At 67.7% G+C, this 15,319-nt stretch carries 13 protein-coding genes; 7 read left to right on the top strand and 6 right to left on the bottom strand.

The window, feature by feature from the left end; genetic code table 11:
* From I71_RS12605 to I71_RS12580, 6 genes are all read left to right on the top strand, one after another.
* Positions 1-421 (top strand): NUDIX domain-containing protein (locus I71_RS12605; RefSeq protein WP_042695205.1); only part of this gene is annotated, 421 nt, incomplete at its 5' end.
* 27 nt (positions 422-448) lie between these two features.
* Positions 449-1,186 carry a DUF1194 domain-containing protein gene (locus I71_RS12600; protein ID WP_244433793.1) on the top strand — a complete coding sequence of 246 codons (738 nt, stop codon included), beginning with the start codon at positions 449-451 and terminating at the stop codon, positions 1,184-1,186.
* Positions 1,187-1,217: 31 nt separating this feature from the next.
* The gene (locus I71_RS12595) at positions 1,218-2,357 is read left to right on the top strand and encodes an FAD-binding oxidoreductase (RefSeq protein ID WP_042695203.1); all 1,140 of its coding nucleotides are present in this window, start codon (positions 1,218-1,220) and stop codon (positions 2,355-2,357) included.
* A gap of 92 nt (positions 2,358-2,449) precedes the next feature.
* On the top strand, positions 2,450-2,923 hold the full coding sequence (locus I71_RS12590) for a hypothetical protein (protein ID WP_085940722.1): 474 nt from the start codon (positions 2,450-2,452) through the stop codon (positions 2,921-2,923).
* 156 nt (positions 2,924-3,079) lie between these two features.
* Positions 3,080-3,787: an OmpW family protein gene (locus I71_RS12585; RefSeq protein ID WP_042695201.1), complete on the top strand. Its 708-nt coding sequence runs from the start codon at positions 3,080-3,082 to the stop codon at positions 3,785-3,787.
* A 158-nt stretch (positions 3,788-3,945) separates the two neighbouring features.
* Positions 3,946-4,380 (top strand): CBS domain-containing protein, encoded by a 435-nt coding sequence (locus tag I71_RS12580; protein WP_042695200.1) that lies wholly within the window; start codon positions 3,946-3,948, stop codon positions 4,378-4,380.
* Between the two features lie 77 nt (positions 4,381-4,457).
* Here the strand turns inward: I71_RS12580 and I71_RS12575 are convergent, their stop codons facing one another.
* From I71_RS12575 to I71_RS12555, 5 genes are all read right to left on the bottom strand, one after another.
* On the bottom strand, positions 4,458-5,111 hold the full coding sequence (locus I71_RS12575) for a response regulator transcription factor (protein WP_042695199.1): 654 nt from the start codon (positions 5,109-5,111) through the stop codon (positions 4,458-4,460).
* 371 nt (positions 5,112-5,482) lie between these two features.
* The gene (locus tag I71_RS12570) at positions 5,483-7,273 is read right to left on the bottom strand and encodes an acyl-CoA dehydrogenase C-terminal domain-containing protein (RefSeq protein ID WP_042695198.1); all 1,791 of its coding nucleotides are present in this window, start codon (positions 7,271-7,273) and stop codon (positions 5,483-5,485) included.
* Between the two features lie 16 nt (positions 7,274-7,289).
* Positions 7,290-9,644, bottom strand: coding sequence for a 3-hydroxyacyl-CoA dehydrogenase/enoyl-CoA hydratase family protein (locus I71_RS12565; RefSeq protein WP_042695197.1), 2,355 nt, complete (start codon positions 9,642-9,644; stop codon positions 7,290-7,292).
* A gap of 26 nt (positions 9,645-9,670) precedes the next feature.
* Entirely contained in the window at positions 9,671-10,807 is a 1,137-nt protein-coding gene (locus I71_RS12560) for a thiolase family protein (protein WP_042695196.1), read from the bottom strand.
* On the bottom strand, positions 10,804-11,292 hold the full coding sequence (locus I71_RS12555) for a MerR family DNA-binding transcriptional regulator (RefSeq protein WP_083897126.1): 489 nt from the start codon (positions 11,290-11,292) through the stop codon (positions 10,804-10,806). The genes I71_RS12560 and I71_RS12555 overlap by 4 nt, the downstream gene beginning before the upstream one ends.
* 347 nt (positions 11,293-11,639) lie before the next feature.
* Here I71_RS12555 and I71_RS12550 point away from each other — a divergent pair, with 347 nt between their 5' ends.
* On the top strand, positions 11,640-11,828 hold the full coding sequence (locus tag I71_RS12550; RefSeq protein ID WP_042695195.1) for a hypothetical protein: 189 nt from the start codon (positions 11,640-11,642) through the stop codon (positions 11,826-11,828).
* A 33-nt stretch (positions 11,829-11,861) separates the two neighbouring features.
* Here I71_RS12550 and I71_RS12545 read toward each other — a convergent pair.
* Positions 11,862-15,319: alpha-2-macroglobulin (locus I71_RS12545; RefSeq protein WP_042695194.1), on the bottom strand; the 3,458-nt coding region annotated here is incomplete at its 5' end.

The following is a 15,319-nucleotide window of genomic DNA, read 5'->3' as shown; positions in this document are numbered from 1 at the left end:
CGCGTGCGCCGGCATCGCCGAAAACCTGCCGCGCAAGGCCGCCAAGGCGGAAAAGCCGACCCGGCGCGGAGTCGCCTATTGGCTGCTGAACCCGGACGGCGCCGTCCTGCTGCGCCGCCGGGCGGAGGAGGGGTTGCTGGGCGGCATGGCGGAGGTGCCGTCCACATCCTGGGGGCCGGAGCTGCCGGGAGACACTGCGGTGGCGGCGCAACAGCCCTTGCCTGCGCGCTGGCGTCGGCTGCCCGGTCTGGTCCGCCATACATTCACCCATTTTCACCTGGAGCTTGAGGTGGTCGCCGGGCAGGCCGGCGCCGACTGGCGGCAAGCCGACGGCACCTGGGTGCCGGTCGACCGGCTGGGCGATCACGCCTTGCCGTCGGTGATGGTCAAGGTGGTGCGCCACGCCCTCTCGCACGGGTGAGCGGGGCTGGCAGCCGATGGAGTGCCGATGGGAATGCCGCGTGCCGCGATTGCCGCTCTCTTCGTCCTGCTGTCCTGCTGCTTTGGGGCGCTGGCCGCTCCGCCGGACGGCAAGGTCGGCAAGGTCGGGGTGGCGCTCGTTCTGGCGCTCGACGGCTCGGCTTCGATCACCACCGGCGACCTGGAGTTCCAACTCCAGGGCCATGCCGCCGCCTTCCGCGATCCGGCGGTGGCGGACGCGCTGGCGTCGGCAGGGACACGGGTGACGCTGGCCGCCTATTCCGGACCGAACAGCCTGCGGGTGCTGATCCCCTGGACCGCTTTGGACAAGCCGGAGGATGCCGGCCGTTTCGCCGACCGCATCGACGCCCTGCCCCGCGGCTTCCAGGGTGACTCGACCGCCATCGGCAGCGCCATCCTGGAGGCGGCCAAGCTGTTCGACCGCGGCAAATTGGATCAAGGGGGCAAGGCGCCGCGGCAGGTGATCGACATCGTATCCAACGGCTTCTCCAACGGCGGGATCGATCCGGCCAACGCGCGCGACCGGGTGACGAAGCGCGGAATCGTCATCAACGGTCTCGCCATTCTCGACGAATTCCCCTGGCTGGAGGCGTATTTCGAGGAGTCCGTGATCGGCGGTCCCGGCAGCTTCGTGAAGAGCGCCATGGACAAGGACAGCTTCGTCGCGGCATTGCGGCAGAAACTGATCCTTGAAATGGTCGCCCTGCCGGATCACATGCCCAACCAAAGCACCGTCACCCCATAGGCGGCCGATAAGAATTCGAGGAGCGGGACCGTTGGAGCGCGTCGATTTCCTGGTGATCGGGGCCGGCATCGCCGGTGCCTCCGCCGCCTATGAGCTGGCCGCCCATGGCCGTGTGCTGGTTCTGGAGCGTGAATCGCAGCCCGGCTATCACTCGACCGGCCGCTCGGCAGCGCTCTACACCCAGACCTACGGCCCGGCGCCGATCCGCGCCCTGACGGTGGCGAGCTGGGACTTCTACACCGATCCACCCGCCGGATTCGCCGAGCATGAACTGCTCACTCCCCGCGGCGTTCTGATCATCGGGCGTGATCACGAAGCCGCCAAGCTGGATGCGGAGTTCGAGCAGGGCCGCCGCCTGACCCCGTCGGTCGAACGCCACGACCGCGACCAGGTTCTCGCCCGCGCGCCTTTCCTGCGTCCGGACTATGTCGCCGGCGGCGTGTGGGAGCCGGACGCCCGCGACATCGACGTGCATGCCCTGCACCAGGGCTATCTGCGTGGGCTGAAGGCACGCGGTGGCCGGGTAATGAGCGATGCCGGCGTGCGGGCGCTCGCTCGGAAGGACGGGCTGTGGCTGGCGGAGACGAGTGCCGGCAGCTTCGCGGCACCGGTGGTGGTGAATGCCGCCGGCGCCTGGGCGGACGAGCTGGCGAAACTCGCCGGGGTTGCCGCAATCGGGTTGGTGCCGAAACGGCGCACCGCCATAACCTTCGACCCCGTCTTCGAGGATCCGGCCGACAAGGCGGGACTGGACGGCTGGCCGATGGTGTCCGACATCGCCGAATCCTTCTATGTGAAACCCGACGCCGGCCGCCTGCTGGCTTCTCCCGCCGACCAGACCCCGGTCGAACCCTGCGACGTGCAGCCTGAGGACATCGACGTCGCGGTGACCGTGGACCGGCTGGAACAGGCGTCCCGCTTCTCCGTTCGGAGATTGGCCCACCGCTGGGCCGGCCTGCGCAGCTTCGTCGCCGACAAGGTGCCGGTGGTGGGCTTCGCCCCGGATGCGGAAGGATTTTTCTGGCTGGCCGGCCAGGGCGGCTACGGCATCCAGACCGCGCCGGCCATGGGCCGGGTGGCGGCGGGGCTGGCCACCGGCCGTGGTCTGCCGGAGGATGTGCGGGCGTTGGGCGTGGCCGAGTCCGACCTGTCGCCAGCCAGGAAGCGGTGACCGGCAGTCCCCTATCGGAGGCCCCTGTCAGAGGGCGGAGGAGGCGTGCGATGCGTGTGTGTCGGTCGGTTAAGGAAAGTCGGGCGCGGCCTTTGGCCGGGAAGGCGCTTTGCGCGACGGCTCTGGCCGCCGCCGCTGCACTCGGCGGCTGCGCCAATCCGGCGGCAGACGAGGCGCTGGTGGCACAGACCGCCCTGATCGGCATGCCGAAGGCAACCCTGCTGTCCTGCGCCGGGGTGCCGGAGCGGCAGGCCAGCGTCGACAACCGGGAGTTCTTCACCTACCGCAGTTCCCGCCTCGTCTCCTACCCCAGCCCGCCCCCGCTGGGCTTTTACGGCGGCGGCTGGGGGCGGCCCTATTACGGTTATGGCTATGGTGGGCCGGTCTATGGCTATGAAGTCAACAGCTTCGATTGCGAAGCAACTTTCAGTTTGAAGAACGGCGTGGTCGAGCGCGTGGTGTATGGCGGCGCTTCCGGCGGATCGGCGGGACTTGGCCAATGCTATGCCATCGTCCAGAACTGCATGGCGCTGATTCCGCAACGGACGATCAAACCAAATCCATGATTTCCTTGTCCATGCGACAACTCGTCACTGTTGCATAGCTGCTGCATTAGGAGAGGAAGGGTTGTGGCCCCCCTAGTACCCGTACTCACTGTCTGGTAATAGCTCCATTGGCTGATGCCACAGAACAGCAACAACGCATTGCCTGGAGCAGACCCCATGACCATCCTGTCGCGCGCCGCCGCCGCCCTGCTGGCGACCTCGGCCCTTGTCGCCATCGCTTCCCCGTCGCTCGCTCAGGACTTCAAGGGCAAGTCGGCCGGCGACATCGTCGTCCGGGCGCGCGGCCTGGCTGTGGTGCCGCAGGAAAAGGGTACGATCAACAATTCGACGCTCGGTGACGTCGGCAAGGCCAAGGTCGGCAACGACTTCATTCCGGAAGTCGATTTCTCCTACTTCTTCACCGACAACATCGCTGCCGAACTGATCGCCGGCACCAGCCGCCACCGCGTGAAGGGCAACCTGATCGCCGGCGCCGGCGGCTCGACCGAGATCGGCAAGGTGTCGCTGCTGCCGCCGACCCTGACCGTGCAGTACCACTTCCTGCCGAAGGAGCGCATCAGCCCGTATGTCGGCGCCGGCGTGAACTATACCCTGTTCTACAACGAGGATGCGGCCGAGAGCCCCAATGCCGGCGGTCTGCGCATCACCGACACCAACTACAAGAACCGTTTCGGCTGGGCCCTGCAGGCCGGTGTCGACGTTGCCCTGACCGGCAACTGGTCGCTGAACCTCGACGTCAAGAAGATCTTCCTGAAGACCGACGTGACCGCCAACGCCCGCGTGGGCACCGCCGTCCTGCCGGTCTCCTCGAAGGTCACGCTGGACCCGTGGCTGATCGGTGTCGGCGTCGGCTACCGTTTCTAAAGCCGGAATTCGGGGGTCGCAAACGGCCCCTGGCAACCGGAAGGCAGCCTTCCCCATTCGGGGGAGGCTGCCTTTTTCTTTTTATCGCTTGCCTTGCGGATTGTACGGTTATCCCCAGATACGGTTGATCGGGTCATCGGAAGGGAGGCCGTACCGCCATGCATGTCGCAGTCTTATTGAAGCGCAAGGGCAACCGGATCGTCTCCGCCGCACCGGACGACACGGTTGCCGCCGTCGCCCGCCTGCTGACCGAACATCGGATTGGCGCCGTGCTGGTGATGGATGACGATGGGCAACCGGTCGGCATTCTGTCGGAACGCGACATCGTGCGTGCGATTGCCCGCGACGGTGCCGTCGCTCTGGATCGCCCGGCGGCCGACCTGATGACGCGCGAGTTGATCACCGCCGCTCCCGACGACACCGTTGCCGACATGATGGCGGTGATGACCGAACGGCGCATCCGCCATGTCCCCATCGTCGAGTCCCGCCGGGTCGTCGGCGTCATCAGCATCGGCGACGTGGTGAAGGCACGCATCGACGATGCCGAGCTGGAGGTGGAGTCGCTGCGGGGCTATGTGGCCGGCATGGGATGACGGTGCATCCCTTGGCATAAAGCGAAACGCCCCGCCGGATCATTCCGGCGGGGGGTTCGTTTTTGTGAAGATGCGTCTCAGGCCGAGTGTGACTGCGGGAAAGCCATCGCGGCCTGGGTGCGATTGCGCACGCCCAGCGACTTGAAGATCGCGGTCATATGGATCTTAACCGTGCCTTCGGACAGGCCAAGCTCGTGGGCGATCTGCTTGTTCGACTTGCCTTCACGCAGACGGTCCAGCACTTCGCGCTGACGCTGGGTCAACAACTGTTCCAACTGCGGGTCGGTCGGCGGGATCACCCCGCCGGCACCGCGCTGGTCGGACTCGACCCCCTCGCGCAGAACCGTCGCCGGGACATAGACGCCACCGGAAAAGATCAGGTCGAGCGCGCTCAACATGATCTTCACGCTGGACGATTTGGGAATATAGCCGGCGGCGCCGTTCTCCAGCGCCTCCCGCACATCCGCCTGCGCCTCAGACGCGGACACGACCACGACCTTGGCGTTCGGCTGCCGATCGCGCAGCATGCCGATACCGGAAAATCCAGGCCACCCCGGCATGCGCAGGTCGGTCAGGACAAGGTCATAAGCCTGATCCTTCGACGCCGCCATTTCCAGAAGCTCGTCGAAATTGCTGGCCTCCGCAAAGTCAGCATTGTCGCGAAGCTGCTCAAGCAGCCGGCGAAGACCTTCCCGGAACAGGACGTGATCATCACCGATCAGGATCTTCATCGTTCAAACTCCCGAACCATGCCTGCCCCTCCTAAAGATGCCCCGGAGGCTTGAGAAAAGGAGGGGTCTGTCGCCACCCGCATATTCCCTAAAATCCAAAGGATATAGCAGGCACCGGCCGAACGTAATCTCTATTGAGATGTAACACGCAGGGACGATAATCGACAACCGGAAATTAACTTTTGTCACCGCACCGAAGGCCTACCGGTCAGGGCCAGCACTTCCCACCGGTGATATTTCCAAAGAGCGATGACAATTTTAGGTCAATGTGCGAATGCACCTTTCGCTCTTGCAGAAATCACAAAAAAGCCAGTACGGCACCTTATTCAGGCACCGTACCGGCTTTCAGGGCCGCGCCTCGCAGAAAGCAGTTAGAAAGCAGCGTCTTCCAGTTCCATCAATGGCTTGGCGCCGGCGGTGATGGTGATGAACAGGCTGTTCACCTGCGGCAGCAGCTTGGTCATGTAGAAGCGTGCCGTCTTGATCTTGGCCTCATAGAAGGCAGCATTGCCCTCTCCGTCCTCAAGCTTGGCCTGTGCCTTGTTAACCATGGTCAGCCAGCTCCAGCCGAGTGCCACCAGACCGAACAGACGCAGATAGTCGCTGGCGGCGGCACCGGCCTCCTCCGGATCCTTCAGGCCCTTCTGGGCGATGAGGGCGGTGGCCTGCTGCAGCTTGGCGAAGGCCTTGGCCAGCGGCATTACGAACTCGCCCAGCTCATCCCTCTCCATCGCCGCCTCGATGTCGCGGCCGACGGGATGGAAGAAGTGACGGAGCATGCGCCCCATATCCTGCGGCAGCTTGCGGCCGACGAGGTCGAGCGCCTGAATGCCGTTGGTGCCTTCATAGATCTGGCAGATGCGGGCGTCGCGGACATACTGCTCGACGCCGGTTTCCCAGATGAAGCCATGGCCGCCATGGACCTGCACGGCGATGTTGGCCGACTCGAAACCGATGTCGGTGAACAGGGCCTTGACGATCGGCGTCATCAGCTGGACGAACTCGTCGGCGTCGCGGCGGGTGCGGGCGTCGGGATGCTTTTCCGCCACGTCCAGGTGATAGGCGACCAGCGCGCCGAGCGCGCGGGCGCCTTCGCCATAGGCGCGGGCGGTCAGCAGATTCTTGCGCACGTCCGGGTGGACGATGATCGGGTCGGCCGGCTTGTCCGGTGCCTTCACCCCCGACAGCGACCGGCCCTGGAGCCGCTCACGGGCGTAGTTGACGGCGTTCTGGTAGGAGACCTCGGCCAGCCCCAGCCCCTGGATGCCCACGGCCAGACGGGCCGCGTTCATCATCACGAACATGGCGCGCATGCCCTTGTGCGGCTCGCCCACAAGCCAGCCGGTGGCGTCCTCGAAGTTCATGACGCAGGTCGACGACGCCTTGATGCCCATCTTGTGCTCGATGGAGCCGCAGGCGACGCCATTGCGGGCACCCGGCGTACCGTCGGCGTTGGGCATGAATTTCGGCACCAGGAACAGGCTGATGCCGCGGGTCCCGGCCGGGGCGTCGGGCAGGCGGGCCAGCACCAGATGCAGGATGTTCTCGGTCAGGTCATGCTCGCCGGCCGAGATGAAGATCTTGGTGCCGGTGATCTTGTAGGCGCCCTCGCCATCCGGCACCGCCTTGGTGCGGATGATGCCGAGGTCGGTGCCGCAATGCGGCTCGGTCAGGCACATGGTGCCGGACCAGGTGCCGTCGACCAGCTTGGGCAGGAAGCGCTGCTTCAGCTCGTCCGAGCCGTACATCGCCAGCGCGTTGTAGGCGCCGAGCGACAGGCCGGGATACATGCCGAAGCTGAGGTTGGCGGAGCAGATGAACTCCTCCAGCATGATGTTGACCAGCTTCGGCAGCCCCTGCCCGCCATAGGCCGGGTCGCAGGCCAGACCCTGCCAGCCGGCCTCGATGTAGGTGGCGTAGGCCTCCTTGAAGCCCTTCGGCGTGCGGACCTCGCCATTCTCGAAATGGCAGCCCTCGCCGTCGCCGGACTGGTTCAGCGGGAACAGCACCTCCTCGCACAGCCTGGCGCCTTCCTCCAGCACCTGGCCGACGAGTTCCGGGGTGGCGTCCTCGTAGCCCGGCAGGGCCGACAGCTTGTCCAGACCGACGATCTCGTCCAGGACGAAGCGCACATCCTCAAGCGGAGCCTTGTAGATCGGCATCTCTCGTTCCTCCCCCTCAGTTCCGCAGCGGCTTGCCGGTGAGCAGCATGTGCTCGATCCGGTCGATGGTGCCGCCGGTGCGCACCAGCCCCATGAACGCCTCGCGCTCCAGCCGCAGGATGTGGTCCTCGCCGACCGGCTTGGCGATGTCGGCCTCCTCACCACCGCTCAGCACCTCGGCCAGCGCGGCGCAAACCACCTTGTCGTGCGGTGTGACCTTGCCCTGCAGGGCGAAGCCCTCCACCGCCAGCTCCATCGCCGCCTTGGCGGTGGGGCCGGGCAGGACGTAGCTGGTGGTCTTCTCCGGCGGGGTGTAGGCCTGCGCCAGTTCCAGCGCCTTGGCCTTGGCGTCGGCCAGCAGCCGGTCGCGGTTCATGGTGATCCCGTCGGTGGCGCGGAAATACAGCAGTTCCTTGGCCTCGGCCGCCGACTTGGCGACGGTGGCGGTGCTGATGATCTCGAACGCCTTGGCGATGCCGGGCATCGGGCCGCGCGGCGCCTTCGGGTTGGCCTGATGGCGGGCCAGCATCTCGGTGCAGCCGCCCCAGGCCGGGATCAGGCCGACGCCGACCTCGACGAGGCCGACATAGGTCTCTGCATGGGCCTGGACATGGTCGGAATGCAGCAGGATCTCGCAGCCGCCGCCGAGCGCCATGCCGCTGGGCGCCGCCACCACTGGGAAGGGGGCGTATTTCAGCGCGCGGTAGGTGCGCTGGCCGCCCTCCACCATCTCCTCGATCTGCGGCCACAGGCCGATGTTCAGCGCGAACAGGGCGAGACCGAGATTGGCGCCGACCGAGAAATTGTCGGCTTCGTTGTGGATGACCAGCGCCTTCCAATCCCCCTTGCCGTCGCCGATCAGGCGCATCGCCTTCTCGTAGGCGGCCATGATGTCGCCATCGACGGCGTTCATCTTGCTGGTGAACTCGATGCACAGCACGCCGTCGCCGATGTTCCACAGGCTGGCCGAGCCGTTCTTCCACACCGGCTTGCCGGCGGCGCGCTTGATGTCCGACAGCAGCAGCACGCCATCCGGACGCACCACCGTGTCATAGACGCCGGCCGTGGTCAGATGCTGGAGCTTGCCGCCCTCGACCCGGTAGAAGGGGCGGCCGGCGGCGGTCTCGACCAGCGCCGGGACCGGGATGCCTTCCGAGCGGCACAGCTCGGCGAACCAGTCGGTGCCCAACCGGTCGATCAGCTCGAACGGACCCTGCTTCCAGTTGTAGCCCAGCCGCATGCCCTCATCGACGGCGACGATGCTGTCGGCGATCTCCGGCACCAGGCTGGCGGCATAGGCCAGCGTCTGGGCCAGAACGCGGCGGGCGAAGCGGCCGCCCTTGTCCGGGTGCTCGCACAACTTGCGCAGGTCGCGGCCGGCGGCCGACACGCTGTCCAGCCGGGCCTTTTCCGATGGGGCGTACTCGCCGCTCTGGAGGTTGACCGACTCCTTCACCTTGCCGCCGCCGGCCTTGTTGATGCGGTAGAATCCGCCCTTGCCCTTACGGCCGGTATAGCCCTCGGCGATCATCCGGGTGATGACCGGGTGTTCGCGCATCTGGCCGCGATAGGCGTCGTTCGCCGGCAGGGTGGCCGACATGCTCTTGGCGATGTGCGGCATCAGGTCCAGCCCGACCAGATCCATCAGGCCGAAGATGCCGGTCTTGGGGATGCCCATCGGACGGCCGCCGACGGCGTCCGCCTCCTCCACCGTCAGGCCGAGATCGACCGCGGCATTCACCGCCGCCTGGATCCAGAAGACGCCGATGCGGTTGGCGATGAAGCCCGGCGTGTCCTTGCAGTGGACGACACCCTTGCCGAGACGGCGGTCGCAGACGTCGGCGATGGCGGCCAGCGCATCGGCGCGGGTGTCGGCGCCGCCGACGATCTCCAGCAACCGCATGTAGCGCGGCGGGTTGAAGAAATGGGTGATCAGGAAGTCCTTGCGGAACTGCTCGCCCTGCCCCTCCGTCAGCACCGCCAGCGGGATGGTGGAGGTGTTGGACGACACCACCGAACCCGCCTTGCGCACCGGGTCGATGCGCTTGTAGAGGTCGGATTTGATCGCCGGGTTCTCGACGATGGCCTCGACGATCCAGTCGACGTCGGCCAGCAGGCTCAGATCGTCCTCAAGATTGCCAGGTGTGATCAGCTTGGCGTTCTTAGGATGCATGAAGGGAGCCGGATCGGTCTTCAGCATCTTGGCCACCGCACCCTTGGCGATGGCGCTGCGGTCGGTGCCCTCCTTGGCCGGCCCATCCTTGGCTGGAATGTCGAGCAGGACGCAGGGGATGCCGGCGTTGGCGAAATGGGCGGCGATGCCCGCACCCATCACGCCCGCACCGATCACGGCGGCGCGTTCGATCTTCATGGTCGTTTCCTCCCCGATCCCGTTCGTCAGACCGCTTCCAGGATGGTGGCGATGCCCTGGCCGCCGCCGATGCACTGGGTCGCCAGCGCGAACTGCTTGCCTTCGCGCTTCAGCAGGGCCGCGGCCTTGCCGGTGATGCGGGCGCCGGTGGCCCCCAGCGGATGGCCGAGCGCCAGCGCGCCGCCGTCCGGATTGATGCGGGACGGGTCGATGTCGAGGTCGCGCATGCAGGCGATGGCCTGGGACGAGAAGGCCTCGTTGATCTCGATGATGTCGATGTCGGCGATCGACAGGCCGGCGCGGGCCAGCGCCTTGCGGGTGGCCGGAACCGGACCCAGCCCCATCAGTTCCGGCGCGCAGCCGGCGACGGCGACCGAGCGGATCTTCGCCAGGATCGGCAGGCCGTTGGCACGGGCATACTCCTCCGTCGTCACCAGAACGACCGACGCGCCGTCGGTCAGCGGCGAGGAGGTGCCGGCGGTCACGGTGCCGTCGGCGGTGAAGGCCGGCTTCAGGCCCGCCAGCCCTTCGGCATTGGTGCCGGGACGGATGCAGCCGTCCTTGTCGACCAGACCGGCCGGTGTCCGGATGCCGACGATCTCATCGGACAGGCGGCCGGCGGCCTGGGCCTCCGCCGCCTTGGCATGGGAGGCGACGGCGAGCGCCTCCTGCTCGGCGCGGGAGATGGCGTATTTGCGGGCGACATTCTCCGCCGTGATGCCCATCGAGCAGTAGGCTTCCGGATAGGACTCCTTCAGCGCCGGGTTCGGCATCGGGTTGAAGCCCATGATCGGCACGCGCGTCATCGATTCGACGCCGCCGCAGACGAAGACTTCGCCGGCACCCATCTGGATGGCGCCGGCCGCCTGATGGATCGACTGCATGGAGGAGCCGCAATAGCGGTTCACCGTGGTGGCCGCCGCGGTCTGCGGCAGCTTGGCCAGGAAGGAGATGCTGCGGGCGACGTTCAGCCCCTGCTCGCCCTCGGGGAAGGAGCAGCCGACGATCACATCCTCGATGTCATCGGTCTTCAGGCCGGTGCGCTCGACCAGCGCCGCGATGACGCGGGCCAGCAGATCGTCGGGGCGGACCTTGGTCAGCTCGCCCTTATGGGCGAAGGCGAAGGGGGAACGGGCATAACCGGCGATGACGACCGATTTCATGAGTGCTTCTCCTCCATGTCCTGCGTCTCCGTGATGCCGTTGCGGCTGAGATGCTCGGAGATCTGGGTGTCGATGGTGCACAGCTCCGCCAGCGTCTGTTTGACGTCGGCGAGCTGCTGTTCAAGCGCGGAAATCCGGCGGCGCGCGATGGTGCGCATGTAGCGCATCTGTTCGATCTGGGCGTCGCCGGTGTCGTAGAGGTTCAGGAAATCCTTGATCTCGGCCAGGCTGAAACCCAGCCGCTTGCCCCGGCAGATCAGCGCCAGACGGGCGCGGTCGCGATGGCTGTAGACGCGGGCGCCTCCAGGGTTGCTGCCGATCCGCTCCGGCGCCAGCAGCCCTTCATCCTCGTAATGGCGGATGGTGCGGTGGGTCAGACCGAACTCCCCGGCCAGTTCGCCGATGGCGAGCCGCGGGGACAGACGGCTGTCGCCGGCATCCTCCCCCGTCTCCATCGCGCCATTGCCGACCGAAAGCCGATCCACGCTGTCCGCTCCCTTCCCTGACGTTTACGTAAAGGTAAGGTCAGTGCCGCTTGCTGTCAATCGACTTGTTGACCATGCCAACCAGTTGACTGGCCCGCAGCCCGGGGCCTTGGGCGGAAACCGTTCAGCCCGCGACTGCTGCGGCGCGCCCGCACAGTGACAGGATGCCACGCCCCGATGATGCCGGCGGCTGTGGCAGGCTCTGCGGTGAACGCGCGTCCGTCCGGCGTCCCGCACCGCATGTGGGAAGTGGACGCTGCGAAAAACAGACGGCCGGAATGCCGTGCCGGGTTCAGGGCGGGTTTAAGTTTATCGGGCGGATCAGGACAGGGGACAGGAGACAACCCATGTCGGCACGCGCCATCGTATCGTTGGGCGTCTGGATACTGGCCATGGTGCTGCTCGGCACCATGACGGTCGGCCTTGCACTGGCCTTTTACCTGCTGTTGACCCTGGCCTTCGCCGTGGTGGTCGCAGGGTTGACCCTGCTCACCCGCCGGCGGGAGGAGCACCGGGGGGAGCAGAGCTATCTTTGAACACCGCCCGCCGTCCACCGGCCGGCGGCCGCCTCACTCCGGCAGCACGCGCAGCCGGGAGGCGGCGGTGCGGGCGGACAGGTGGGGTCGCTGCAGGTCCTGGACCTGGGCCCCGGGGGCCGCGAAGTCGCCGGGAGTGACGGCGCGGACCAGATAGACCAGCCGGAAGCGGGGGGCCGCCTTCGGCAGCTCGACAGCGGCCAGGAAGCGGTCTTCCCGGAACTCGACATTGCGGACGGCCGACAGCTCGCCCAGCCAGGACAGCTTGCCGAGCTGGCCGCTGTTGGCGAGCCGGACATTCTCGATCTCGAAGCCGGCCGGCAGCGGATCGCTGACCATCACCGAATGGTCGAGCGGATCGCCAACCTCGCCCTCCAGAATCACCACCAGCAAGTCGTTGTGGCGGATGCCGGCCGGATCGACCGGCCGGCCGGCCATGTCGAACAGGCGCCGGCGGATGGTCATCCCCTGCTCCTCCGCGCCGGCCGGCTGGTCGGGCACGCCGGCAACCGAGACGGTCTGGCGGACCTCGGCCCCCAGGTTGCGGATGGCGGGCGGGGCGGCCGGGTCGACGGCCAGGATCTGCGGCTTGGCGGTCTCCACCGTCTGGTCGCCGATGGCGAGCTTCATCGGCGACGCACGGTCGATCAGCGCCTTGCCCGCCAGCAGCAACCAGGCCTGCTCCTGCGGATTGGTGGTGCGGACGGCGGCGAAGGTCTTCGCCACACGTTCGCCGGCCTGGAAGATGCGGTCACGCTCGACCGCGCCGCTCTCGGCCATCAGCACCACGACACCGGCCTCGTCCCGCAGGGACGAGCCCTGGTCGCGCAGGCTGGCGGTCACCATGCGGGCGCCGGTCAGTTTGGAGAAGGCCTCCGTCGCCCCCGGCTGGTCGCCCAGCACGGCGGTCGCCGCGGCGATCTGCGCCCGGCCGAAGTCGGTCTGCAACCGGTCCCAATAGTTTTCGCGGAAATAGCGCACCGCACCGGCGTCGATCATCTTGGCCCGCGCCAGCACATAGAGCGCATAGGCGCGGCCCGGCAAGTCGGCGGTCTCGACCCAGGCGTTGTCGATGGCCTGCTTCAACCAGTCCAGACCCTTGCGATAGGGTTGGTCGGGAATGCGGTAGCCCGCCGCCTTGGCCCGGCCCAGCACATCGACCGCATAGGCGGTCAGCCAGGGATCGAGGTCGCCCTTCGGCGACCAGGGCGCGAAGGCGCCGTCGACGCGCTGGAAGGTCAACAGCCGGTCGACACTGCGCTGGACGCGCGCCTTGATCCGGTCCTCCGGGGCGATGCCGAGACCGGCAGCCATGTCGCTCATCGACAGCAGCGGCAGGATGCGGCTGGCGGTCTGCTCTGCCCCGCCCGCCGTCGCGCGGTCGAGCGCGAAGAGCAGGCCCGGCACGTCCAGATCCGGCAGCGGCGCCACCGTGGCCCCCACCGAGACGGTTTCCGGCCGCAAACCGGCGGCGATGTCGGCCGGAACCGTCAGGCTCTTGTCGGTCGGCAGGGCGGCGCCGATGCGGCGGGTGACCGGCGGCGTGGCCGGACGGACGGTGACGTCCCACCGGCGGGTGACACGGACGCCATCGGGGCCGGTGACGTCCAGCGTGACATGGCCGGCCCCCACCGCGGTGGCGGTCAGAACCCGGCCGGCGGTCGCCCGCTTGCCGCGCGCCAGCTTCGGCACGGCCAACTCTTTGCCCGTTTCGCCGTCGGCGTCGCCATGGACGATGGCGACCGCTCCCTCGGCGCTCAGGGTCATGCGGTAGTCGCCGGAGGGGCCGTTCAGGTTGTCGAGCGACAGCAACACCTGCGCCGAATCGCCGGGGGCGAGGAAACGCGGCAGAACGGCGTCGGCAACCACCGGGTCGCGGACCAGCATCTGGCTTTCGGCTTGGCCGATCCGCCCCTCGCTCCAGGCCACAGCCATCAGGCGCAGGCGGCCCTGGAAGTCGGGCAGGTCGAAGGGAACCGAGACCTTGCCATCGGCGCCGACGGTCAGGATGCCGGAATAGAGCGAGACCACCCGTTCCGACTTGGGCGGGACCAGCCCGGCGATCTGGCGCAGGCGCGGCGTCGGCTGAACCGGCGGGCGGGCGGCGTCCAGGGCGGCCGGGTCGATCAGGCGGCCATAGGAATCGCGCAGCTCCACGGTGAGCGGGCGCTTGCGCAGATAATGCCGGGCGGGATCGGGCGAGGGCTGATCGGTCAGCTGCATCACCGATTCGTCGACGGCAGCCAGGGTGACGAAGGCCTGCTTGCCTTCGGCGACGCCCTCCACCGCGATGTCGGCGGTCACGGCGCGGCGCGGCTCCGTCTCCGCCGGGGCGGAGAGGCGGACGCCCAGCGTGCGCGGGGCCTTGTCCATCGCCAGCCATGCAAGGCCCACGGCGCGGCGCGGCGGCTTCTTCGACTGCGGGTCGGAGGTGGCGAAGGCGGTTGCCAGCACATGGGCGCCGCTGGTCCAGCCCTGCCCGACCGGGATTTCCAGGAAGGCGCCCTGCGGACCGATGGCGCGGGTGACGGCATAGGTGACGCCGCGGTCGGCAACGGCCACCAGCACCTGGCTGTCATAGGGAGGCTTGACGAAGACCCAGGCGGTTTCCCCGGCGCGATAGGCCGGCATCATCACCGACACGTCCACCGCATCGGGCCGCTCGCCGGCGGTCGGGGTCATCCACCAGCCGGCGGCAAAGCGGAAGCTGCTGGCGACGCCGGTCTTGGCATCGAACACCTCCAGCCGGTAGCGGCCGGCGGCGACCGGGGTTTCGACCGACGCCGGGGCGGCGGCCTGGGCCGACAGCGACCCGCCGGTCACCCGCTGGTCCTTCACCGTGACCTTGTAGTCCCAGCGGCCGTTGGCCTCGTACCACGCATAATCGTACTCCTCCTCGAACAGCTCGTAGGAGAGGTCGGCGCGGTCGGTCGGCTTGCCGTCGGGACCGACGGCGATCACGTCGAATCCGGCGGTGGCCCCCTCCGGCACGCCGTCGCCTTCGAAGCGCGGCTTGATGCCGATGGCGAAGGGCTGGTGGCGCACCGGCAGCACGAAGTCGCGGCCGACCGGACGGCCGCCGATGTCGAACAGGGTGGCGCGCACCACCGCCTCTAGCGGACGGGTGCTGTCGGGCGGCCGCGGCAGCTTGACCTTCAGGCGGGCCGAGCCGTTGGAATCGGTGATGAAGCCCGGCAGGTCGGCGCGGGCCGGCTTCACGTCCTCCTGCACCAGACCGAAATGATAGCCCGGCAGGGTGGGATAGGGGTTGGCGGCGGCGCGCAGGGTCACCGTCAACTCGCCCGGCAGGCCGGAGGCCGGGGCGCCATAGAGGTAATGGCTGTCGAGCGCGATGTCGGCCTCGCCATCGGCGGCAAGCTCCGTCGTCGGCGAGGCGAGCGCCACGTCAAGCCGCGGCGGCACGAAATCCTCCAGCAGGAACTCGACCTTGCCGATGGCCGGGCCGTCCGGCTCGGCATGGCGGGACGTCC

The sequence above is a fragment of the Azospirillum sp. B506 genome, from assembly GCF_000333595.1.
Taxonomy (GTDB): domain Bacteria; phylum Pseudomonadota; class Alphaproteobacteria; order Azospirillales; family Azospirillaceae; genus Azospirillum.
Note: the sequence above shows the minus strand (reverse complement) of the source record. Positions and strands in the feature narration are given on the sequence as shown.

What these genes read in the sequence shown, in the direction of transcription:
- I71_RS12580 (WP_042695200.1), top strand. Translation starts at nt 3,946, where the DNA reads ATGCATGTCGCAGTCTTATTGAAGCGCAAGGGCAACCGGATCGTCTCC.
- I71_RS12570 (WP_042695198.1), bottom strand. Translation starts at nt 7,273, where the DNA reads ATGCCGATCTACAAGGCTCCGCTTGAGGATGTGCGCTTCGTCCTGGAC.
- I71_RS12565 (WP_042695197.1), bottom strand. Translation starts at nt 9,644, where the DNA reads ATGAAGATCGAACGCGCCGCCGTGATCGGTGCGGGCGTGATGGGTGCG.
- I71_RS12575 (WP_042695199.1), bottom strand. Translation starts at nt 5,111, where the DNA reads ATGAAGATCCTGATCGGTGATGATCACGTCCTGTTCCGGGAAGGTCTT.
- I71_RS12560 (WP_042695196.1), bottom strand. Translation starts at nt 10,807, where the DNA reads ATGAAATCGGTCGTCATCGCCGGTTATGCCCGTTCCCCCTTCGCCTTC.
- I71_RS12600 (WP_244433793.1), top strand. Translation starts at nt 449, where the DNA reads ATGGGAATGCCGCGTGCCGCGATTGCCGCTCTCTTCGTCCTGCTGTCC.
- I71_RS12585 (WP_042695201.1), top strand. Translation starts at nt 3,080, where the DNA reads ATGACCATCCTGTCGCGCGCCGCCGCCGCCCTGCTGGCGACCTCGGCC.
- I71_RS12550 (WP_042695195.1), top strand. Translation starts at nt 11,640, where the DNA reads ATGTCGGCACGCGCCATCGTATCGTTGGGCGTCTGGATACTGGCCATG.